We start from the raw sequence: 22,022 nt of genomic DNA, 5'->3' as shown, positions 1-22,022 counted from the left end.
AACAGATATCATGATCAATAAAAACATATATATAATATTGCTCGTATTTTGTGCTTCGCTACACATAAAAGCACAGCAAATACCTGCACCCAAACAAAGCAAATCGGTTTTGATTCTAAATGCTACAGCACATTTAGGCAACGGAACTGTTATTCAAAATAGTGCGATTGGATTTAAAGACGGAAAAATTACTTTGGTTGCAGATGCGACAACCATCAGACTTGCTGCAAATGCCTACGACACTACAATTGATGCGAGTGGAAAACACGTTTATCCAGGATTTATTGTTCCGAACGCAACATTAGGTTTAGTCGAAATTGATGCTGTAAAATCATCAGACGATCAGGAAGAAATTGGAAGTTTTAATCCGAATGTGAGAAGTATCATCGCTTATAATTCTGAATCGAAAGTGGTAGAAACTGTTCGCCCAAATGGTGTTTTGATCACTCAGGTTACGCCTCGCGGTGGCCGAATTTCAGGAACTTCTTCTGTAGTACAATTGGATGCCTGGAGCTGGAGTGACGCTATTATCAAAGAAAATGACGGAATTCATCTTAATTTCCCTTCTGGTTTCAGAAGATCGGGAACTTGGTACGAACCGGGAATTATAGAAGCCAATAAAGATTATCCTAAACAGACTGAAGAAGTTGCTGCTTTTCTAAAAAATGCAAAAGCATACAATCAAGATGCTCCAAAAGAAAGAAACCTGGTTCTTGAAGCTACAAAAGGGCTTTTTGACGGAACTCAAACACTTTATATCCACGCAGATGAAGAAAAACAAATCGTAGATGCGATACAATTGGCAGTTGACAATCAAGTCAAAAAGATTGTTATTGTTGGCGGATTCGAAGCTTATAAATCTGCTGATGTTTTACAGAAATATAATGTTGGTGTTCTCCTAAGACGTGTTCACGAATTGCCTACAAGTGATGATCAGGATGTAAATTTACCATACAAAATGGCTAAAATACTTACCGATAAAGGTATTATCGTTGGTCTTGAAAACAGCGGTGATCATGAACGTATGAGTGTTAGAAATCTTCCGTTTTTAGCAGGAACTTGCGCTGCTTTTGGTCTCGACAAAGAAAAAGCTTTACAGCTTATTACTTCAAATACAGCAAAATTATTAGGTATCGACGATATTTGCGGTACATTAGAAACAGGAAAAGATGCTACTCTTTTTATCTCTGATGGCGATGCGCTGGATATGAGAACTAATAAATTGACAAGTGCTTTTATTCAGGGAAGAACCATTAATCTGGAAACTTTCCAAACCAAACTGAATGATAAATTCAAAGCAAAGTACAACCAGAAATAAACAAACTCTTTTTATAAAAAAGGCATCATTTGAGAAATTCATCTGATGCCTTTTTTATTTATAATTCTAATCATTTCAATCAATACATTAAATATTTAGACAGAATTACTCTTAAAAATACAAATATTCTCACGCTTTTTTGTTAACAGATCGCGCAAACATCTTAAAATCTAATTTTTTGATTAACAAATTGCAAATTTTAAGTTCATTTTAACAAATACACGCAAAATTTAGGGGGTCAAATTTAAAAATTAACAAAAATTAACTATCTGACTGCATTTTTTATAGGGGTGTCGATTGATTTTATACTTTTATAAAAAATTTAAAACTAAATAACTATGCGAAAAATTATTTTAAGTGTGATTCTTATCACTATTTTGGTACTAACCTTTATTTCAAACTTTATCCTGACTGATAACCCAATTCCGGCTGAAGCTGTAAAGTTTGATACAGGAGATACAGCTTGGATGATCGTAGCAACTGCATTTGTATTGCTTATGACTCCAGGACTAGGATTTTTCTACGGAGGAATGGTAGGTAAGAAAAACGTTATCAGCACCATGCTACAAAGTTTTATGGCAATGGTAATTGTTACTATTTTATGGGTTATTGTTGCTTTTGGCTTGGCGTTCGGACCAACTATTGGCGGAATCATTGGAAATCCACTTCCAAATTTATTCTTTCAAGGCGTTGGCACTAGTACTGCCTGGAGTCTTGCACCAACAATTCCTTTCATGTTATTCGCATTATTTCAAGCAAAATTTGCCATCATTACTCCTGCTTTAATTACAGGTGCTTTTGCAGAACGTGTTCGTTTCTGGGCTTATTTATTATTCATGGTTTTATTCATTCTATTTATATACGCACCTTTATGTCACATGACTTGGCATCCAGAAGGGATTTTCTTTAAAATGGGAGTTCTTGACTTCGCTGGAGGAACTGTAGTACACATGAGTGCTGGTTGGGCTGCATTAGCCGGAGCGATCTTCTTAGGAAAAAGAAAAATTCAAAAAGTTAACCCTGCAAGAATCACTTATGTATTATTAGGAACAGGTTTATTATGGTTTGGATGGTTCGGTTTCAACGCAGGTTCTGCATTAGGATCTAACGGTTTAGCTGTACAAGCTTTAGGAACTACAACTGTTGCTGCTGCCGCTGCTGCTATGGCTTGGGTTTTCCTTGACAAAATTATAGGACACAAATTATCTGCACTTGGAGCTTGTATTGGAGCTGTTGTTGGTCTTGTTGCCATTACGCCTGCTGCCGGTTTCGTAAGCATTCCTCATGCAATTTTCATCGGAGCTTTTGCTGCAATCGTTAGTAACCTTGTAGTAAGCAAATTCCCTAAAGGTAAAATTGATGATGCATTAGATGTATTTGCTTGTCACGGTGTTGGTGGAATGGTTGGTATGTTGTTGACAGGAGTTTTTGCTTCAAAAGCAATTAACCCGGCTGTTGGAGACAATCAAGGTTTAATTTTTGGAACTCCAACTTTATTCATCAACCAATTAATTGCTTTAGTAGTTGTTTCAATCTTTGCTTTTGTAGGTTCATATGTTTTATTCTTTGTTGTAAATAAAATTACTCCACTAAGAGTTACTGAAGAAAAAGAAGAATTAGGATTAGACATCTCTCAACACGGAGAATTCTTATAAGAAATTAATTCCCCCCTTTTGCCTAATTAAAAAATCCCTCTAAGTTTTAGCTTAGAGGGATTTTTACTTGAAAGAAGATAGAATATAGAGAATAGAGTATAGATTTTAGAAACCAAATAAAAAAAGCACTCTCAGTTTATCACTTAGAGTGCTTTTTATTTTGAATTAATTCAACCCCTTATTATATTTTAGATTTCAGATTGTAGACTTTTGATTAGTAAATATTGCAAAATCTTCACACACAATATTCAAGTCCCAACATCTTTCCTCTATATTCTATTTTCTATATTCTTAAAAAAAACTATTTAAAATTTCCAATTCCTTCTTTTAGCCAATGCAAATATTCATCAGCGCTAACATAACTAATTGTAGGTTTTGAACTGTTTAGATTCTTTCCTTCCAAGTCTGTTATAACATATAATGGCTGCGTATTTGTTTTATATTTTGAGATCATAAAATCTGTCCATTTATCACCAACAGTAATAATTTTATCACCGGATTTAGTTACAAATTGCTCTTCTTTTGGCAACTCACGTTTATCATCTACATAAAGAGAAATCAAAACCACATCGTTTTTCAATATTGGTAAAATTGTTGGTTCAGACCAAACGTTGTTTTCCATTTTTCTACAGTTTACACAAGCATAACCTGTAAAATCAAGCATAATCGGTTTGTTGATTGATTTTGCATAAGCTAATCCATCTTCATAATCATGAAAAACCATAATTCCATGCGGACCTAATTCTGCTCCGTCAGGCAAACCTTTTGCCGATTCTGCATTAACGTTTGAATTTGAAGATCCGCCAACTCCAAACGGACTTTCACTATATTGTGGTGGTGGTGGAAAAGCACTGATTAATTTCAAAGGCGCTCCCCAAAGTCCAGGAATTAAATATACTGTAAATACAAGCGTAAGCAATCCTAAATACAATCTTCCTACTGAAATATGATGCAATGGACTATCGTGTGGCAATGTAATTTTTCCGAATAAATATAAAGTCAGAGCTGCAAAAATGGCGATCCAAATTGCGATAAATACTTCTCTTTCTAAAAAGTGTAACTGAAGTACTAAATCAGCATTTGATAAAAATTTAAACGCTAAAGCTAATTCTAAAAACCCTAAAACTACTTTCACAGTATTCAACCATCCACCAGATTTTGGTAATGAATTTAACCATCCCGGGAACATTGCAAATAACATAAATGGTAAAGCTAATGCCAATGAGAATCCTAACATTCCAACAATTGGAGCGATTCCACCGTTTGAAGCTGCTTCAACTAATAAAGTTCCAACAATTGGTCCTGTACAAGAAAAAGATACAATTGCCAAAGCCAAAGCCATAAACAATATCCCAACTAATCCGCCTCTGTCTGCTTGTTGATCTGCTTTGTTTGCCCATGAATTTGGTAGCATAATTTCGAAAGCTCCCAAAAACGAAGTAGCAAAAATGATCAAAATCACGAAGAAAATTAAGTTAAACCAAACATCTGTAGACAACGCATTTAATGCATCTGCGCCAAATACTTTAGTAACGATTAAACCTAAAACAACATAAATAGCAATAATTGAAAAACCATAAATAATAGCGTTTCTAATTCCTTTTGCTCTGCTTTTGCTTTGTTTTGTAAAGAAACTTACTGTCATAGGAATCATTGGGAAAACGCAAGGTGTCAACAATGCAGCAAATCCTGAAATAAAGGCTACAAAAAAGATTGACCATAAACTTCTTGTTGGAGCCGGTGCAGGAATTTCTTCTTTTGCTGAAGCTTCAGCAACTTCTGTTTTTGAAGTCTCTTTTTTAGCAGTTTCTACAACTGGTTTTACCGTATCAACAGCCAAACCTACTACTTTAGTTTCATCTAATTTTGATTCCGTTACAGTGGCAACTGCGTCCATTTTGAAAGTAGACGGAATTGCTATTGAGAATTTTTTATTCGAATTGATACAAACTTCTTTACAAACCTGAAAATCAAAGTCAACATCAACCGTTTTTAAATTTGGGTTAATGATTTTTATTTCCTGTTCGATATGAGCTTTACCTTCAAAGAAAGTTTCGTTTACTCCAAAAACGTCATTAAAAGCAGTTCCTGTTTTTCCTTCTTTGGCTTTGCCAATAAGTTCGTAATTTCCTTTTTGATTTTTAAATGTAATTTCCAACGCAAGCGGACCACCGTCTGGAGTAAACTGCGAATACATATGCCAATCTTTTTCGATTGTTCCATCAAAAACCAAAACAGCATTGTTTCCTGATTTTTTTTCAATTTTAGAAGTCCATTTTACCGGCTCCAGAATTTGAGCATTCCCTTTTGCAAAAGCAAACAAGAAAAGCAGTAAAAATAAAATGTGTTTAGTCCAAGTATTTTTCGGCATTATAGTTTGATGATATTGATTAAATTTCATGATTGTAATTCAATTTTAAGTATTCTATTTGTGGTGTTTTCAATTTTAAAGCGTTCGTCTTGTCTGATTCCAATAACCCAAACAATTTGATTATCAGAACACAAAATCCATATTTTTTCCTTTTCAATCAACGATAATTTCTCATCTTTAAAAAGCTTACTTACTTTTTTAGACTTCCCCTGCATTCCAAAAGGATGAAAAACATCCCCTTCATTCCATTTACGCAAAATCAAAGGGAATTGGATTTTTTCAGCGTCCACAAAGATAGCTTTATTTGAATCTATACTAATGTCGTCTACTTGACAAAGCCTCAATTTTAAGGGAAAATTAACGTCTTGATCGCTTTCCTGAATTTCAAATTCTTCTTTCTCTGAAATTTCAGAAATTGGACTCAAAATCAACGTATCTCTGTTTTTCAGCAATCTAAATTCAGCCGAAATTACTTGTTTCCCAGATTGACTATCTACCAAATCATAAATATCATTCCAAGCCAAAAAGCCAAATTCATTCAGCCATTGATACAAATATGATTTATAATTAGGTAGTTTTTTGAGTTGATTTAGATCAAAATGTATATCATCACCAACTTCACTTGCTACTTGCTGATAAATCATAATCGACGCATCTTCGACCATTACTTGAGATTCCTGCAAATAGGATTGTGTTTTTTGAAAAGCATTCAAAAAGTTAGGATTGATTTCTTTTAACATCGGAACTAAATCATGGCGAATTTTATTCCGAAGATATTTATTGGATGCATTGCTGCTGTCTTCTCTCCAGTCGATATTATTTTCCTGCGCATATTTCAGAATTTCATCTCTGGAAAATGGCAAAAGCGGACGAATAATTCGGTCATTTTCTTCCGGAATTCCAATTAATCCATCTAATCCCGTTCCTCGCGTTAGATTAATTATAAAAGTTTCCAGATTATCATCGGCATGATGCGCTGTTAGAATATAATCGAAATTCTCTGTTTCGAGAAGTTCATAAAACCAACTGTAGCGCAACTCGCGTGCCGCAACCTGAGTCGATAATTTATAATCTTTTGCAAAAGCTTCGGTGTCAAATTGCGTGATAAAAACCGGAATTTCATTTTGGTCACAATAATTCTGAATAAAACTCTGATCGCCAAAACTTTCTAATCCGCGCAATTGAAAATTACAATGCAAAACGGCAATTTCATACGGTAATTGCTGTAATAAATGCAATAAAACCATGCTGTCTAATCCGCCGCTAACTGCTAGAAATAGTTTTTTATCTTCCAAAAATGGAAATCTGGACGAGATGTGATTTTGAAATTTTGAAAACATTTGATAAAAGTAGAAAATTAAATTCGATCTATTTTTAAATGAATTGTTAAGCGTGATATTTTTTTGCCAAAGATTAAAAAGAAAAAATCGCGTTTATCGGTTTAACCCGTAAAATCCGCGGGCAAAAAAATCACACCAATTCGCAGCTAACTTTTACTGCAAAACCTCATGCATCGCCTTAGCTTTCAACAAACATTCTTCGTATTCTTTTTCAGGAATTGATAACGATGTAATGGCGCTTCCAACAGAAAACGAAACGTATTTATTTTCCTGATTGTACAAAATACTTCTTATCACAACATTAAAATCGAAATCACCTTCGGGAGTAAAATATCCAACTGATCCGCTGTACAAACCACGTTTTGTTTCTTCCAGATTTTCGATGATTTTCATAACCGAAATTTTTGGCGCTCCAGTCATACTTCCCATTGGAAAAGTCGTTTTCAAAACTTCTATTGGCGAATATTGTGGATCTATTTTAGACGTTATCGTCGAAATCATTTGGTGCACTTGCAGAAACGAATAGATTTTACAAAGTTCTGCAACTTCAACAGAACCTTTTTGTGCGGTATGCGACAAATCATTCCGAACAAGATCAGTAATCATGATATTTTCGGCACGTTCTTTAGCGTCAGATTCTAAATATTGCTTTGATTTTTCGTCTTCGATTGGATCTGAAGATCGTTTTGATGTTCCTTTTATAGGTTGCGAAATCAAATTCTCTCCTGATTTCTTCAGATATCTTTCCGGTGAAGCCGAAAGTAAATATTGTTTGTGATTTTTAAAGAAAACTGAAAATGGCGCTTGCGAAATAGCGTTCAGTTTCTCAAACTTTTCTAAAGGATTTATAGTCGCATTTTCAGCAAAAAATTCCATACAAAAATTAGCTTCATACATATCGCCTTTATGAATATGCTCAAGCATTTTTGTTACTTTTTCTATATATAAATCTTTTGAAATTCTTTGTTCGATCTCTAAAGACATCTGACTTTCGACTTTCGACTTTTGACTTTCGACTATCTCATTAAAATCATCTTCAACCTCATCATCACAAAGAAATAAATATTGAATTTCGAGTTGATTTTCTTTCAATAAGAATATTTTTTTTGGTTGAAAGAAAAACATATCCGGAAAATCTAAACCATCAAAATTAGCTGATTTTAAATCTTCAATGTCATTTTTCAGATCGTAAGTCAAATATCCAAAAAGCCAGTCTTTTGTAGTTTGCTGATATTGTTTTAAATCTTCAAAAGCATTATGAAAATCGGTTTTTAAAGATGTAAAAGCGTCTACAGCCAGCAAACAATTGAAGCTTGAATATTCTTGTGGATAAGAATTACTGTCCAAAAAAACGACCTCACGAAATTGTTGTGACCAAGCTAGAAGTTGTTGTTTAAACTGCTCTGGATTTGAAATATGTTTATGAATTGAAACTCTCAAAAATGGGTAAATTTTAGACTTCAAAATTACGACAAAAAAAATCCTTCAATAAAATAATCCTTAAAAATTATTGGCTTTCCGCAATTACGGCAAAAACCAAAAATAAAACACCAAAACTGTTAATAAAACAACAATTTCGTAAGGAAAAATTCGTTATATTTGATATAGCATTATTGAAATCTTAAAATAAGATTATAAAGATGGTAAAATTCTCAATAGAACGGCTTTAAAATTTGACTTTCACTTTATTAGAGAATTTAGATTGTAACGTTTTCCAAAAATAAATTATACATTTTTAACCCATTAAAAATCCTAGTATTATGAAAATTGCTACCATTATTGTCCGTGTTTTGATTGGTCTGTTGTTATTGTTTGCCTCTATTAGTTTCTTCTTTCATTTAATGCCTGAGCCTGAAACAACGGGAGATTTCAAAGCCTTTAATGTTGGTTTGATGGCTTCTACTTATTTAATGCCTTTAGCAAAATCAATAGAATTACTTTGCGGAATTGCGTTTGTAACGGGACGTTATGTAACATTAGCCAATATTTTGATTTTACCTATAACGGTAAATATTTTGTTTATCAACTATTTTCTTACTCCGGATGGTCTGCCAATTGCGGCTTTATTATTCCTGGCTAACTTATTTTTGATTTACAGATATTGGGATAATTACAAAAGTGTTTTCACTGCATAAATCATTTTCGAACTAAAATAAAAGAAACCCGACAGCCTATAACTGTCGGGTTTCTTTTTCAACCTCTTTTGTCATGTTTTACCCAGACAAGGTCCAAAACATTATAACCTATTTCCTGGGCTTTAATTAGAAAATCAGCTTTGATGCTTTCTGGAATAGTCGTTTCTCTCGAAAGTATCCACATATATTTTAAGCTCTCGCCGGCAACAAGAGCATATTTGTAATCTGCGTCGACCGCAATAATATTATAACCAGAATAAAAAGGACCAAAAAATGAAACCTTAAGCATACCTACATTGTCCTTTTTGACGAACTTGGCTTTCCCGATGCTTTCCTCCCATTTGTCTTTTTTGACATTATAGCCCCTGTTATCAACTTTAATCGTGCCGTTATCGTTTAATGAATATTCGGCAGTTACGTTGTCTAAACCTTTTTCCCATTTATAATCTAATCTTGCAATTTCAAACCATTTTCCCAGATATTTAGCTTTGTCAAAATTAGAAATTGCAACAGCTTTTTGCGGAATATTTGAACGACAGGAATAAAGTATAAATGCAATTCCTGCTCCGAGTAGAATCGGAGTTATATATCTATTTTTCATAATGTTATCTTTTTAAAGAAGTAAAGATAACATCTGAATTCCACATCTAATTTACAAAATTTTTATTGAATTTTACATTTTCTGACATTAAGATTAAAAGAATAAAATTAAAAATTCTAAATATTTTTACTAAACAACTATATTTGACTAAAACTTTAGCTTTCGATGAAAAAATATCTTTTTGTAGTTCTGTTACTTTGCGTTAATTTTTCGAGATCACAATCTATAAAATCAGTTGATTCTCTAAATGTTGAAATCTGCAAATCTCTGGTTCAGAATATCGATTTGAATAACGAAATTAGAATTAATACTATTAATAATGCTCATATAACGCCTTATTTGGCAAGATTTAAAGACAGTATAACTCAAAAAACAGTTTTTGAACAAATCTTTTTCAGGTTACAGAAAAACTGTAATGAATTTGTCGCACTTTTTCCAAACAAAGCTCAGGAAAGTAGTTGGTCAATGCAAAATGAAAAACCTGTTCAAAAAATAACCAAAGAGCAATGCAATCATTTTAATACGATTTCGAAATATTATTATTTTGAAAACGACGGCAACAAAGTTGAAGTTACTTTAAGTGATAATTTATGGATCGAAAAGTTTTTTGACGGAACTTTTTCAAAATTAAATTTCAGAAAAAAAGGAAGCTGCGAATTTGAATTGGAATTCATTGAAAGTAATAATATATCGAGAAAGAACTTAAGCATTAAAGGCGATAAATATCTTTATAAATTATACAATGAAGAAAATGAAACCTACAGTGTATACACTCAAAACAAAGAAACTTATTATACTTTTAAAATATTAAAACAATAAAAAAACCGCCGAAATATAAATCTCGGCGGTTTTTTAAAATTATAATTTTACGTAAATTATACGTGTAATGCTCTATTATCAGTCGCAGCCAAAGCAGCTTCTTTTACCGCTTCTGCGAAAGTTGGATGCGCGTGGCTCATTCTTGAAATATCTTCAGCAGACGCTCTGAATTCCATTGCTGTAACTGCTTCTGCAATTAAATCAGCTGTACGAGCTCCAATCATGTGAACTCCTAAAACCTCATCAGTTTTAGCATCAGCAATGATTTTTACGAATCCGTCAAGATCTCCACTTGCTCTTGCACGACCTAAAGCTTTGAATGGGAAACTTCCAACTTTATATTCTGTTCCTGAAGCTTTTACTTGCTCTTCAGTTTGTCCAACTGCAGCAACTTCCGGCCAAGTGTAAACTACACCAGGAATTAAGTTATAATCAATATGTGGTTTTTGACCAGCTAAGATTTCAGCAACCATAGTTCCTTCTTCTTCTGCTTTGTGTGCCAACATTGCTCCACGAACAACGTCACCAATTGCATAGATATTAGGAACATTAGTTTGTAAATGATCATTTACTTCAACTTGTCCTCTTTCTGAAATTTTAACTCCGGCTTTGTCAGCGTTTAATCCGTCTGTGTAAGGACGACGACCAACAGAAACTAATGAATAATCTCCTTCAAGAGTAATAGTTTCTCCCTTTGCATTTTCAGCCTGAACAACTACAGCATCGCCGTTTCTTTCTACTGATTTTACTTTATGAGAAACGTAGAATTTCATTCCTTGTTTTTTCAATACTTTAGTTAATTCTTTAGATAAAGAACTATCCATTCCAGGAATGATTCTGTCCATGAATTCTACTACAGAAACTTGCGCTCCTAAACGTAGGTAAACTTGTCCAAGCTCGATTCCAATAACTCCACCACCAATAATTACTAAGTGTTTTGGAACTTCTTTTAAAGCTAAAGCTTCTGTAGAAGTGATGATTCTTTCTTTGTCAATTTTAATGAATGGCAAAGAAGATGGTTTTGAACCTGTTGCGATTACAGCATATTTAGTTTCGATAGTTTCTGATGTTCCGTCAGCTTTTGCAACTGCAATGTGTGTTGCGTCTACGAAAGAACCTAAACCATTGAAAACAGTAATTTTATTTTTATCCATTAAGTAGTTGATTCCACCTACGGTTTGATCTACAACTGCTTGTTTACGAGCAATCATTTTCTCTAAATTGATTTTTACATCTCCAGAAACTTCGATTCCGTGATCTGCAAAATGTGCAATTTCAGCATAATGATGAGAAGAAGATAATAGTGCTTTTGAAGGAATACAACCAACGTTAAGGCAAGTTCCGCCTAATGAATTATATTTTTCTACAATTGCAGTTTTGAAACCTAATTGTGCGCAACGAATTGCTGATACATATCCGCCAGGACCTGAACCTATAATGACTACGTCAAATGAACTCATAGTTTGTCTATTTTATTTTTAGCGATACAAAATTAAGGAATAAAGTTTTGTTTAAAGTTTAAATCTCAATGTTTTTTGTGTGAAATTTAAGGGAAGTTTTTTTGCAAGAAGACACAAAGGCACATGGCTTTTTTTGGATTATGAATTTAAGTAAGGTTTGCTAAGTTTTTGTTTTTTTTTAGTCTCGCGAAGACGCAAAGTCGCAAAGTTTTCTTTTTTAAACAATTATTGTATGGTGCTATTTGTCATTTCGACGAAGGAGAAATCTTCACAAGAAACTCGACAAAGATTGGATTGTCGTTGCGAAGACCCTTCGTTCCCCAGAATAACAAAAATTAAAAAAAACTTTGCGACTCTGCGTCTTCGCGAGATTATTTTTAAAATCTTAAAAAAACATCCAATTTTAGACTCACTGCTGTGCGTCTCTACGGAAAACCTTTGTCACTTTGAACCTTTGTTCCTAAAACCTCAGAACCTTAGTAACTCAGAATCTCAGTACCTTTAAAAGTCTTTGTCGCTTTGAACCTTTACATCTTTGCACCTCTTTCTTAAGGTTTTCTTTGAGGACTTCTTGACGTATGAAAAACAGAATAGATGATTACTTCACTTTCTATAATTTCATATATAATTACAAATGGAAATTTGACTAAAGTTAATTCACGATAACCTGGCTTCTTCTTTATTTCAAATAATTCCGGATGAGTTTTTAAAACTTGTAGATGCGATTTTAAATACGTTAGAAATTGTTTTCCCAAGCCTTTTCGTCTACTTTCGTAGAATTCAATAGACTCATCAATTTCATTTTCTGCCAGGGGTAAAATTTTAATCTTAAAACCCATATTTCGCATTCAATCGCTGTTCAGCTTCTTCCCAAGAACTTACTTCTTTTTCATTTGAGAGATACTTTTCTCTTTCCTCAGCAACTATATCATAATGAGAATCGGAAACAATCGATTTTTTTTCGTCATGATTTATGGCATCAAAAATGCTTTCTAAAATTTCTAATTTAGAATCATCCTCAATGAATTTTCCAAAATCTTTTATCAGCTTACGTCTGAGTTCTTTTGTTTCCATTGTACGTATATTTTATTCAAATTTAAGTCTTTTTAGCTTTGATTTTTGTTAAGGCTATTTTCTTTTTAATTAGAGCATACTTTCTGCCGAACCACGTCTTCCTCCTATAGCTCCTCTTTCACCTTTCACAAATTCAACCAATCTGTAAATTACATGAACAAGCTCGTCTTGATCGCACCAATAATCTTCAATTTTTCCAAATGTTTTATAGTCAGAAATATTAAATCCTTCTTCAATATCATTATACCAAATTACTTGATGACCAAAAATAGCGACAACCCAGAAACCACCTCCCATTACTCCATATTCTTTCTCCTCCCATTTTATTGGATCAATTTTAATCAAATCCCAAAAGTTTTTCAATTCTTCATCCAGATCTTTTTCTGTTTTCTGAATTCCATCATAGAGGTCATCTAATGATATTGGTTTCCATTGTTCCATTACTATAGGTATTTATTATTAGTTTCAAATTTAAAAAAATCATTTCTGGAATTATAAAAAGTTTTTCTCGCAGATTTAGCAGATAATGCAGATTTTTTTACTTCTTATAAAATCGTAAAGATGTAAAAATTCAGCTTTTGAATTGCCTCCAGTTTTAACTGGAGATATTAATAGGAGAACAAAAAGAAGGCTTTAGCCAAAATAGTAAAGTTTGGCTAAAGCCATTCAATTGGAATTTATATAAACTCCAGCTAAAGCTGGAGGCAATTCAAAAATAAAAATTTAAAAACTCATCCTGTTTTAGACGCACTGCTGTGTGTCTCTAAAATAAACTTTTGTCGCTTTGAACCTCTGAACCTTTGCCCCTAAAACTCTAAAACCTCAGAACCTTAGCAACTCAGAACCTCAGTACCTCTAAAAAATAACCGTCGAATTCTTGACTTCACTAATCATAAACATACTTTGTGTGCTGCCAATATGCTGTAAGGTTGTGAGTTTGGTTACTAAAAATTCGCGGTAAGCTTCCATGTCTTTTACGAGAACTTTTAGGATATAATCGTAATCGCCACTGACGTGATGGCATTCTAAAACTTCGTTGAGTTTGATGACTTCGCTTTCGAATTTGGTTAGGAATTCTTTAGTATGCTGAATGAGTTTTAAATGACAGAAAACTACAAATCCCTTTTCCATTTTTGATTTGTCGACTAAAGCTACGTAGTTTTTGATTATTCCTTCGCGTTCTAACTTTTTGATTCTTTCGTAAACAGCAGTTACCGAAAGGTTAAGTTTTAAAGACAATTCTTTGGTTGTTTTTTTACTGTCGGTTTGTAATAGAACCAAGAGTTTTTTGTCGGTGGCGTCTAAAGTCATTTTTTATGGTTTTAGGAAATGAAAGAAAATCTAGCGATTTGAGTTTTCTGAATCAAATTTAGAATAATAATCTTTATAAATACAATATAATAGTTTTAAAATCTAATTATTAAACACATTATTGATTATTTTTCTAATAAGATGTTATTTTGAATAGAATTTATTTTGAAACTGAGTGCCTAGCCCTGATAGAAGTGAAAATCCTTTTGTGCCGGGGTTCGGCACAAAAGATTGAAACGGATAGCAGGAAATAGCTTCAAAAAATGTTTCAGGTTTCAAGTTTCAGGTTGTTGGAACTTGAAACCTGAAACTTGAAACAAACAAAACAAAAAAACTATTATGAAAAACTTTAATCCAGCTGATAAAATTCAGGACTTGCAATATTTTGGGGAATTTGGAGGAGTGAATCCTTCGATTTCTGATTCTTCGACTTATACGTTTTTATCGGCAAAAACAATGTTCGATACTTTTGAAGGCAATATGGAAGGCTGTTATTTGTATTCGCGCCATTCTTCGCCAAGTAATTTGTATTTAGATCAGGCTTTGGCAGCGATGGAAGGAACAGAAACTGCAAATGTTTCGGCTTCAGGAATGGGCGCAATTACGCCTACTTTATTGCAGTTATGCGGTGCTGGCGATCATATCGTTTCAAGCAGAACAATTTATGGTGGAACTTATGCTTTTTTAAAGAATTTTACGCCTCGTTTTGGGATTGAAACAAGCTTTGTTGACATTACAAAACTGGATATTGTTGAAGCGGCAATTACGCCAAATACGAAAGTTTTGTATTGCGAAACGGTTAGTAATCCGTTATTAGAAGTTGCCGATATTGCTGGTTTGGCTCAAATTGCTAAAAAGCATAATTTGAAATTGGTTGTTGATAATACCTTTTCGCCTTTGTCGGTTTCTCCTGCAAAATTAGGCGCTGATATTGTGATTCATAGTTTGACAAAATACATTAACGGAAGCAGCGATACGGTTGGTGGCGTAACTTGTGCATCGAAAGAATTTATCAATTCGCTTAAAAATGTGAACTCTGGAGCGAGTATGCTTTTGGGACCAACTATGGATAGTTTGAGATCTGCTTCGGTGATGAAAAATCTTCGAACGCTTCATATTAGAATTAAACAACACAGTCATAATGCTCATTATCTGGCAGATCAATTTGAAAATGACGGTTTAAAAACGGTTTATCCGGGATTAAAAAGTCACCCGAGTCATGAATTGTACAAAACGATGATTAATCCGGAATATGGTTTTGGCGGAATGTTGACAATTGACGTTGGAACTTTGGCTAAAGCCAATGAATTAATGGAGTTAATGCAAGCAAGAAACCTTGGATATTTGGCGGTAAGTTTAGGATTTTACAAAACATTATTTAGCGCGCCTGGAACTTCGACTTCTAGTGAAATTCCGCTTGAAGAGCAACAAGAAATGGGATTGACTGATGGTCTGATTCGTTTCTCGATTGGTTTGGATAACGATATTCAGCGCACTTACGAAATGATGAAGGAATGTATGGTAGAACTTGGAATCCTATAGATTTAGCCCACGGATTTTGCTGATTCTACTGATTAATGCAGATTTACTAAAGATTTTCTTCGCGCAGATTTGGGGAATTATCCCGATCTTTTATAGAAACCTATAAAAAGAAACGGCTAAAACTGCAGGATCTGCGCGAAAAAAAGTTTAGTAATAGTTTAATTGTTTCACGCAGATTTCACTGAGTCAGGCAGATTTAAATCGATTTTTATTAAACTAATCTGCGCGCATCTGCTTAAATCTTTTAAATCTGCGTGAAAAAAAGTTTAGTAATCGTTTAAATTGTTTCAAGCAGATTTCACAGATTCAGGCAGATTTAAATCAATTTTTATTAAATTAATCTGCATGCATCTGCTTTAATTCTTTTAAATCTGCGTGAAAAAGCTTTATCATTTCTTACAAAAACAAAACACTTCTTTATAAATAAATTTGCACGATTTTTTATTAGGTTGTTTAAAATCCGCTAGAGTCTTCTCTAAGCGGATTTTTTGTTTCAAAAAACATTACTTACTCATTTTCAAATAATTAAAAACACAATACATCAATTCTTCAAAATAAACCAACAAATTATGCGAATAAAGTTTTTTTTCTTCACTAATTATAAAAAGTTGTAAACACTAAAACGTTGTAGTTAATCAATTTCAGATTATTAAATAATTTTAATGTTAATAAAATATACTTTTAACAAAAAAATAACCACTTAACTAACTAAAATTGAATTATGAAAAAAACCTTACTTTTGCTTTATGCGCTACTAATTCCCTTTGCTTTTTTGCAGGCACAGGTGAATACATCTTACTTATGGCACTTGCATCAGCCCACATATTGGGGAGATATAAGTAAAAAGAATCCGAACCGATATCAGATCGTAAAAGAGTCTCAGGATTTAAAAGTTTCTGGGGCTAATAATGACAAAAATGGACTTGCGCATCCTACAAACAATCTTGAAGAAATTTTTGGCACCGGTGATCGTGTTGCAGCTTATCAATTTGCACCAAAAAATGCTATTAATTCGATTAGGGATTTGGCCAAAGCCGGAGCGCAAATTACTTACGGAGGTTCTTTGATGGAAAACGTTAATGAACTTGCTCAAGCCAATCAATGGGGATATTCTAATTCCTGGACGCAGAATATTAAAGATGCTAAAGGTTGGAAAACCTCGGGCGGATTTCCTCGTATGGAAGTTGTTTCGTTTACGATGCATCATGCGCTTTCGCCACTTTTGAGCGACGAGGCTTTGAAAAAAGAAATTAAAGCGCATCAATATTACAGCGCACAATTATTTGGCTCTCATGATTCTAAAGGATATTGGCCTGCAGAATGTGCTTTTTCTGAAAGGATTATAAAAACCTTGACGGAATGTGGTATCGAATGGTCTGTTATTGCCAACAGCCATTTATCGAGAACACTTGCTGATTATCCAATAAAATACGGTTCTGGCGGTACAATGTGCGATGTTCCTAATAAAGCAGATCAGGTAGAAACTACTGGAAACACTTGGTTTTCGGCTCAAAAAGATGCTCGTGGCGGTCAGTTTGCCGTGCCGTATTCTTATCTTCCGTACAAGGCAAAATATGTTGATCCGGAAACAGCACAGGAATACAAAATTACTGTGGTTCCTATGGCTGATTATGAGAGTTATGAAGATGGATATGCTACAATTGGTACTTCGCTGATTGCTCCAATTGTTGCAAAAGCTTCGACTTCGCCAAGACCTCCTTTGGTATTATTTGCGCATGATGGCGATAACGCTTGGGGCGGAGGTTCTTCGTATTACAACGAATCGGTTACGGGATTTTCGCATGCATCGGCAGCCAACGGAAATATTCCGACTACTATTCCGCAATATTTACAAGATAATCCTGTTCCTGAATCTGCAGTTGTGCATGTTGAAGACGGAGCTTGGGTAAATGCTGATGGCGATTTTGGACATCCGCAATTTACAAATTGGTTGTGGCCATTTTTTGATCCGGTTACGAAAAAATTCAATCCAAATGGCTGGACTGAAGATATGATGAATCAAGCGATTACAACTGCCGGAGAAAACCATGCAATCATGGCGGAGCAACTGGAAGGAAATAATCTTAGAATGAGCGAAATTGTAAATCCAACAGCTGCTGTAAGTCCTGCCGAAAAAGCTTGGCATTTTTTAATGGCGGGTTACGATAGCGGAAATGCTTATTACGGTCTGGCCGAAGATTTAGAAATAAAAACAACTTTGGCCGTTAACCGATGTGTGCAATTTGCAAAACCTACTCTGGATGCTCATCCTGGTGTAGATGCTACAAAACCGTCTGTATTTATTCCGCAACGTTGGCCTTATAATCCTGGCGAAAAAGGATATGGAGCGCCTTATGCCTATAAAGATTTTCTGAATTCGGCAGATTTTACGGTATACACTTTTGCTTATGATGTAAGCGGAATCGAAAGATCTGAATTAAAATATCGTGTAGATGTCGATGGAAAAAACAGTCTTTCCTCAAATCAAAATGAAACTTATGCCGGTGGTGCCGAAGTGGGAAGCTGGGTAACATTACCTATGACGGAAAGAGTTTTCCCTAAAGGGAATTTCACCAATAATCCTCAAGCTGATTTATACATGCTTCCTGATGTAATTGCCAATCAATATTCGGCAGAAATTGCAGGAATATCTGAGAAATTATTAGATTATTATGTTGAAGTTACAGATAAAAAAGGGAATGTGACCAAGTCTAAAATTCAGCACGTTTGGGTTGGAAAAAATCTGGATGTTGCTCCAAAAATTGCTTTTACTCCAGATACAAGTAATTCTACAACAGCAATAGATGTGACAATTACAGCAACTGACAGCACAGATCCTAAACCAAAATTATATTACACAACTGACGGTTCTACTCCTACTCTTTCGTCTGCTTTTGTCGAATCTACAAAAACGCTGAATATTGCGCAAACTACAACTGTTAAAGCATTTGCGGTAGATAAAGACGGAAATCAATCTGAGATTGTTACTAAAACTTATACGATTGGAGCAATTCCGGAATTCACGGTTTATTTTAAAAAACCTGCAAATTGGAACGCTGCTGTAAAAGTATATTATTGGTTGCCAACCGGAACTGCTCCCGCAGTAACATATTCTGGAGTAGCGATGACACAGGATTGTGGAGATTGGTATAAATATACTTTCCCGTCGACTGTAACGGCTTCAAATTTATTATTTAACGACGGCACATTAAAAACTGGCGACTTAAGTGCTACTGGCGGAATTAAGTTTTATGATGGCGCTTGGTTAGCTTCTGAACCTGCAAACAGATGTTCAACTGTAATAGCTCCTGATTTTACAATTTCGCAAGCAGGCGGATCTTTCACAACCGGAACAACTGTAAACCTGACTTTGACAGCAAACGTAAACACTTCGACAATTTATTACACCTTAGACGGAACAACGCCAACAACGGCTTCGGCTTCTTCGGTAGGTTCCAAAACATTGGTGATAAACAGCACAACTACACTTAAAGCTTTTGCTAAAAATGTAGCGGGAACAAGTTCTGCCGTTAAAACAGAAACTTATACTTTTAGTACGCCAACTACTTTTACGGTTTACTTTAAAAAACCAACAAACTGGAATTCTGCTATAAAAATATATTATTGGTCACCAACCGGAACTGCTCCTGCAGTAACGTACCCTGGAGTTGCAATGACTCAGGATTGTGGAGATTGGTACAAATATACTTTTCCGTCGACAGTAAGTGCAACGAATTTATTGTTTAATGACGGAAGTCTTAAAACTGCCGATTTGAGCACTACTGCGGGAATTAAATTCTACGATTCGGCTTGGTTGGGTGCAGAACCTTCCAATAGATGTCCTGTAATTGCTCCTGATTTTACAAATTCAAAACCAGGCGGAACATTTACAACAGGAACTACTGTAAATGTTGTTTTGACGGCAAACCAAACATCTTCGACTATTTATTTCACTTTAGACGGAACAACGCCAACTACAAGTTCAGCATCTGCAATTGGTTCTAAATCATTTGCCTTTACTGCAAATACAACTTTAAAAGCTTTTGTAGTTAATACCAGCGGAGTTTCTTCAGCAGTAAAAACCGAAGTTTATACTTTTAATGCGGTTCCAACTCTTACGGTTTATTTCAAACCTCCAACAAACTGGACTGGAATTCCAAAAGTACATTATTGGAATGCTGTTCCATCAGGAAGTATTGCCAACACAACCTGGCCGGGAGTTGCAATGGTAGCCGATACAAATGGTTTTTATAAATATACCATAACAGGGCCAACATCTGTAAATGTGATTTTTAATAATGGTTCGAGCGGTTCTGCAAATCAAACCGCCGATTTATTGAATAAAACAGATGGTTACTCGTATACTTGGGGTTCAACAACTTCTAAATTGATTGCAGCTCCAACAACTGAAGAAGAAAGTTATGCTGTTCGTTTATTCCCAAATCCTGTAAATAACACTTTGCAGGTAAACTCTACTATTCCAATAACTGATTATAGCATAATTTCGGCACAAGGAAGTATTGTTCAGGAAGGAAAATCCAATACAAATACCATCGATGTAAGTCGTTTGAGTACCGGACTTTATTTCATCACAATCCGATTGGAAAATGGAAAAGAAACCATGCAAAAGATTATCAAGAAGTAAATTCTTTTAAACTTTATTAATTCAAATAAAAAAACCCGCTCTGAGATTATTTTCAGAACGGGTTTTTGTTATTTAATTTTGTTCAAAATGCTTAAAAGATTGCCAATATTTGTCTTTGTAGATTTCATAATCCATCTCAAATTTTTGACTGTATTTTTTAATTATCTGATCTAAAACTTTTGGAGGTTTTCTGAATTCTTTACAAGCAAAAAAGATTTCTCTTTTACCATCTGACGTTTCTCGACCAATATTTAAATATCCATCTGAATCTGGAAGACTAAACATTATTTCTTCTTCAATTTCATCTAATAATTTGTAGGTTTCATCATCAGGCAAGCCACTTTCATCTGTTTTTTTAAATGGAATTCCAACAGTAATAATCCATGGATGTGATGCTTTTTTATCCCATTCTAATAATGTTGTATTAATAAGAGCTAATACAACTTTGTTATCTTCTCTTTCCCATTCAAAATTTGCATAACCATCATTTTCAGTGTTATGTCTGGTGCCTTCGTATTTTTCTATAAATTCTTTTTCTCTCCAGATTAGATAATCTTTTAATTTTTCCATTGGAATTAATTCTTGGGAAATATCATTTACTCCAACGACTTTCAATTTATCGATTAAAGTAACTGTATACAATTCACCTAAATAATTATCCAAAAAAATGTAAACAGCATTAGTTATTAGTGATTTTTTCTCTTCATTGTAACTATCGTACGAAATGATTAAATCTATTTCATCAGGATAATCTTCATCTACATTAGGGTAAAATTTTAAATTTTCAGTGCTAAATTTAATTCCATCATAATTAATACTAAAATCTTTCCTATTAGATCCTGATTTAAGAGCTGTAAATTTCCAACCATTAATTTGTGGAGCATTATTTACTAAATCTTCAACCATGTAAATATTTTTAATTATTCCATCGGGAGTGAGAATTAATTCAGCAGTTTGATCATTAAACATTCCAGTCAAGAAATAAATTCCTTCATGAAGTTCATCAAGCTTTGGAGCTAGTCTATTAAAGAAATCTTTGTTAATATTCTGCCTGCTTTTAACAACTTTAAAAAACTCTTTTTCATGTTTTAAGAACCAATTCCAAAAATCACTGTATGTTACTATTGGAGATTCTTTTTTACCCAATATCTTATCGAAAAAACCCATGTATCAAAAAAATTAAATTAAAAATTTACTGGAGACAAACCTAAGAAAAAGCTTTTAAAAGAATAAAAAAACATTTACAAAAAACCCGTTCTGAGATTGTTTTCAGAACGGTTTTTTGCTTTGTATCATTTTCAATGGATTAATCCTTCACAATTAATAACACAATCTTGTCATTTCGAGGAACGAGAAATCTTCACAAGAAACTCGACAACCAAAATCAAAAATCACTATTAAGATTTTAAAGCTTGATAATGATGAAATACATAATTATTAATTCTAAACTTTGCGGAGTTACTTGTGAAGATTTCTCGTTCCTCGAAATGACAAATTAGACGAAAATGATTGAACTAGCCCCGATAGAAGTGAAAATCCTTTTGTGGCGGGGTTCGCCACAAAAGATTGAAACGGATAGCGGGATTAGCTCCTAAAAAAAATCGGTATTATCATCGAAATCGAAATGACAAAAAAGCCGGCAAAATCAGTGTAAATCTGCGTTTTCGCAATAGCGAATCAGTGTCATCCGCGTGCCATAAAAGCACAGTAACCAATCGTTGTCGATCTTCTAGTGTGATTTCTCCTCCGTC

The 22,022-nt window shown here is 34.1% G+C and carries 16 protein-coding genes; 6 read left to right on the top strand and 10 right to left on the bottom strand.

Annotation, left to right across the window (positions count from 1 at the left end; genetic code table 11):
• Window positions 1-10 precede the first annotated feature (10 nt).
• Both CLU81_RS19025 and CLU81_RS19020 read left to right on the top strand, forming a co-directional pair.
• Window positions 11-1,318: an amidohydrolase family protein gene (locus CLU81_RS19025; protein ID WP_099711231.1), complete on the top strand. Its 1,308-nt coding sequence runs from the start codon at window positions 11-13 to the stop codon at window positions 1,316-1,318.
• A 338-nt stretch (window positions 1,319-1,656) separates the two neighbouring features.
• A complete protein-coding gene (locus CLU81_RS19020) occupies window positions 1,657-2,973 on the top strand; it encodes an ammonium transporter (RefSeq protein WP_099711230.1) in 1,317 nt (438 codons plus the stop codon).
• Between the two features lie 301 nt (window positions 2,974-3,274).
• Here the strand turns inward: CLU81_RS19020 and CLU81_RS19015 are convergent, their stop codons facing one another.
• From CLU81_RS19015 to CLU81_RS19005, 3 genes are all read right to left on the bottom strand, one after another.
• Entirely contained in the window at window positions 3,275-5,374 is a 2,100-nt protein-coding gene (locus tag CLU81_RS19015; protein WP_099711229.1) for a cytochrome c biogenesis protein CcdA, read from the bottom strand.
• Window positions 5,371-6,684, bottom strand: a complete 1,314-nt coding sequence (gene tilS, locus CLU81_RS19010; RefSeq protein ID WP_099711228.1) for a tRNA lysidine(34) synthetase TilS — start codon at window positions 6,682-6,684, stop codon at window positions 5,371-5,373. Before tilS ends, CLU81_RS19015 begins: the two co-directional genes overlap by 4 nt.
• A gap of 153 nt (window positions 6,685-6,837) precedes the next feature.
• Complete coding sequence (locus CLU81_RS19005; protein WP_099711227.1) at window positions 6,838-8,124, bottom strand: anthranilate synthase component I family protein; 1,287 nt, start codon at window positions 8,122-8,124, stop codon at window positions 6,838-6,840.
• Window positions 8,125-8,444: 320 nt separating this feature from the next.
• Here CLU81_RS19005 and CLU81_RS19000 point away from each other — a divergent pair, with 320 nt between their 5' ends.
• Complete coding sequence (locus CLU81_RS19000; protein ID WP_099711226.1) at window positions 8,445-8,819, top strand: DoxX family membrane protein; 375 nt, start codon at window positions 8,445-8,447, stop codon at window positions 8,817-8,819.
• 58 nt (window positions 8,820-8,877) lie between these two features.
• On the opposite strand, the gene CLU81_RS18995 is transcribed toward CLU81_RS19000, so the two are convergent.
• Complete coding sequence (locus CLU81_RS18995; RefSeq protein WP_099711225.1) at window positions 8,878-9,420, bottom strand: lipocalin family protein; 543 nt, start codon at window positions 9,418-9,420, stop codon at window positions 8,878-8,880.
• Window positions 9,421-9,585: 165 nt separating this feature from the next.
• On the opposite strand from CLU81_RS18995, the gene CLU81_RS18990 reads away from it, so the two are divergent.
• Complete coding sequence (locus CLU81_RS18990; RefSeq protein WP_099711224.1) at window positions 9,586-10,239, top strand: hypothetical protein; 654 nt, start codon at window positions 9,586-9,588, stop codon at window positions 10,237-10,239.
• Between the two features lie 56 nt (window positions 10,240-10,295).
• Here the strand turns inward: CLU81_RS18990 and lpdA are convergent, their stop codons facing one another.
• The 5 genes from lpdA to CLU81_RS18965 all read right to left on the bottom strand — a co-directional run bounded on the left by lpdA (window position 10,296) and on the right by CLU81_RS18965 (window position 14,084).
• A complete protein-coding gene (gene lpdA / locus CLU81_RS18985; RefSeq protein ID WP_099711223.1) occupies window positions 10,296-11,699 on the bottom strand; it encodes a dihydrolipoyl dehydrogenase in 1,404 nt (467 codons plus the stop codon).
• 548 nt (window positions 11,700-12,247) lie between these two features.
• Window positions 12,248-12,547, bottom strand: coding sequence for a type II toxin-antitoxin system RelE/ParE family toxin (locus tag CLU81_RS18980; protein WP_233209734.1), 300 nt, complete (start codon window positions 12,545-12,547; stop codon window positions 12,248-12,250).
• Window positions 12,528-12,773 (bottom strand): hypothetical protein, encoded by a 246-nt coding sequence (locus tag CLU81_RS18975; protein WP_099711221.1) that lies wholly within the window; start codon window positions 12,771-12,773, stop codon window positions 12,528-12,530. The genes CLU81_RS18980 and CLU81_RS18975 overlap by 20 nt, the downstream gene beginning before the upstream one ends.
• 69 nt (window positions 12,774-12,842) lie before the next feature.
• The gene (locus CLU81_RS26990) at window positions 12,843-13,214 is read right to left on the bottom strand and encodes a hypothetical protein (RefSeq protein WP_199174579.1); all 372 of its coding nucleotides are present in this window, start codon (window positions 13,212-13,214) and stop codon (window positions 12,843-12,845) included.
• Between the two features lie 414 nt (window positions 13,215-13,628).
• A complete protein-coding gene (locus CLU81_RS18965) occupies window positions 13,629-14,084 on the bottom strand; it encodes an Lrp/AsnC family transcriptional regulator (protein WP_099711220.1) in 456 nt (151 codons plus the stop codon).
• A 339-nt stretch (window positions 14,085-14,423) separates the two neighbouring features.
• Here CLU81_RS18965 and CLU81_RS18960 point away from each other — a divergent pair, with 339 nt between their 5' ends.
• Window positions 14,424-15,626, top strand: coding sequence for an aminotransferase class I/II-fold pyridoxal phosphate-dependent enzyme (locus CLU81_RS18960; protein ID WP_099711219.1), 1,203 nt, complete (start codon window positions 14,424-14,426; stop codon window positions 15,624-15,626).
• Window positions 15,627-16,347: 721 nt separating this feature from the next.
• Window positions 16,348-20,271, top strand: a complete 3,924-nt coding sequence (locus tag CLU81_RS18955) for a starch-binding protein (RefSeq protein ID WP_099711218.1) — start codon at window positions 16,348-16,350, stop codon at window positions 20,269-20,271.
• Between the two features lie 72 nt (window positions 20,272-20,343).
• On the opposite strand, the gene CLU81_RS18950 is transcribed toward CLU81_RS18955, so the two are convergent.
• Window positions 20,344-21,438, bottom strand: coding sequence for a DUF695 domain-containing protein (locus CLU81_RS18950; protein ID WP_099711217.1), 1,095 nt, complete (start codon window positions 21,436-21,438; stop codon window positions 20,344-20,346).
• Between the last annotated feature and the right edge of the window lie 584 nt (window positions 21,439-22,022).

Origin of the sequence: Flavobacterium sp. 9, assembly GCF_002754195.1 — a bacterium.
GTDB lineage: Bacteria > Bacteroidota > Bacteroidia > Flavobacteriales > Flavobacteriaceae > Flavobacterium.
The sequence above is the reverse complement of the archived record's forward strand: the minus strand, read 5'-3'. Positions and strand labels throughout refer to the sequence as shown.

Bases quoted from the DNA above. Each gene is read 5' to 3' on its own strand.
- CLU81_RS26990 (WP_199174579.1), bottom strand. From the start codon at position 13,214: ATGGAACAATGGAAACCAATATCATTAGATGACCTCTATGATGGAATT.
- CLU81_RS18965 (WP_099711220.1), bottom strand. From the start codon at position 14,084: ATGACTTTAGACGCCACCGACAAAAAACTCTTGGTTCTATTACAAACC.
- CLU81_RS19015 (WP_099711229.1), bottom strand. From the start codon at position 5,374: ATGAAATTTAATCAATATCATCAAACTATAATGCCGAAAAATACTTGG.
- CLU81_RS18960 (WP_099711219.1), top strand. From the start codon at position 14,424: ATGAAAAACTTTAATCCAGCTGATAAAATTCAGGACTTGCAATATTTT.
- CLU81_RS18955 (WP_099711218.1), top strand. From the start codon at position 16,348: ATGAAAAAAACCTTACTTTTGCTTTATGCGCTACTAATTCCCTTTGCT.
- lpdA (WP_099711223.1), bottom strand. From the start codon at position 11,699: ATGAGTTCATTTGACGTAGTCATTATAGGTTCAGGTCCTGGCGGATAT.
- CLU81_RS19025 (WP_099711231.1), top strand. From the start codon at position 11: ATGATCAATAAAAACATATATATAATATTGCTCGTATTTTGTGCTTCG.
- CLU81_RS18995 (WP_099711225.1), bottom strand. From the start codon at position 9,420: ATGAAAAATAGATATATAACTCCGATTCTACTCGGAGCAGGAATTGCA.
- CLU81_RS19000 (WP_099711226.1), top strand. From the start codon at position 8,445: ATGAAAATTGCTACCATTATTGTCCGTGTTTTGATTGGTCTGTTGTTA.
- CLU81_RS18975 (WP_099711221.1), bottom strand. From the start codon at position 12,773: ATGGAAACAAAAGAACTCAGACGTAAGCTGATAAAAGATTTTGGAAAA.
- tilS (WP_099711228.1), bottom strand. From the start codon at position 6,684: ATGTTTTCAAAATTTCAAAATCACATCTCGTCCAGATTTCCATTTTTG.
- CLU81_RS18980 (WP_233209734.1), bottom strand. From the start codon at position 12,547: ATGCGAAATATGGGTTTTAAGATTAAAATTTTACCCCTGGCAGAAAAT.
- CLU81_RS18990 (WP_099711224.1), top strand. From the start codon at position 9,586: ATGAAAAAATATCTTTTTGTAGTTCTGTTACTTTGCGTTAATTTTTCG.
- CLU81_RS18950 (WP_099711217.1), bottom strand. From the start codon at position 21,438: ATGGGTTTTTTCGATAAGATATTGGGTAAAAAAGAATCTCCAATAGTA.
- CLU81_RS19020 (WP_099711230.1), top strand. From the start codon at position 1,657: ATGCGAAAAATTATTTTAAGTGTGATTCTTATCACTATTTTGGTACTA.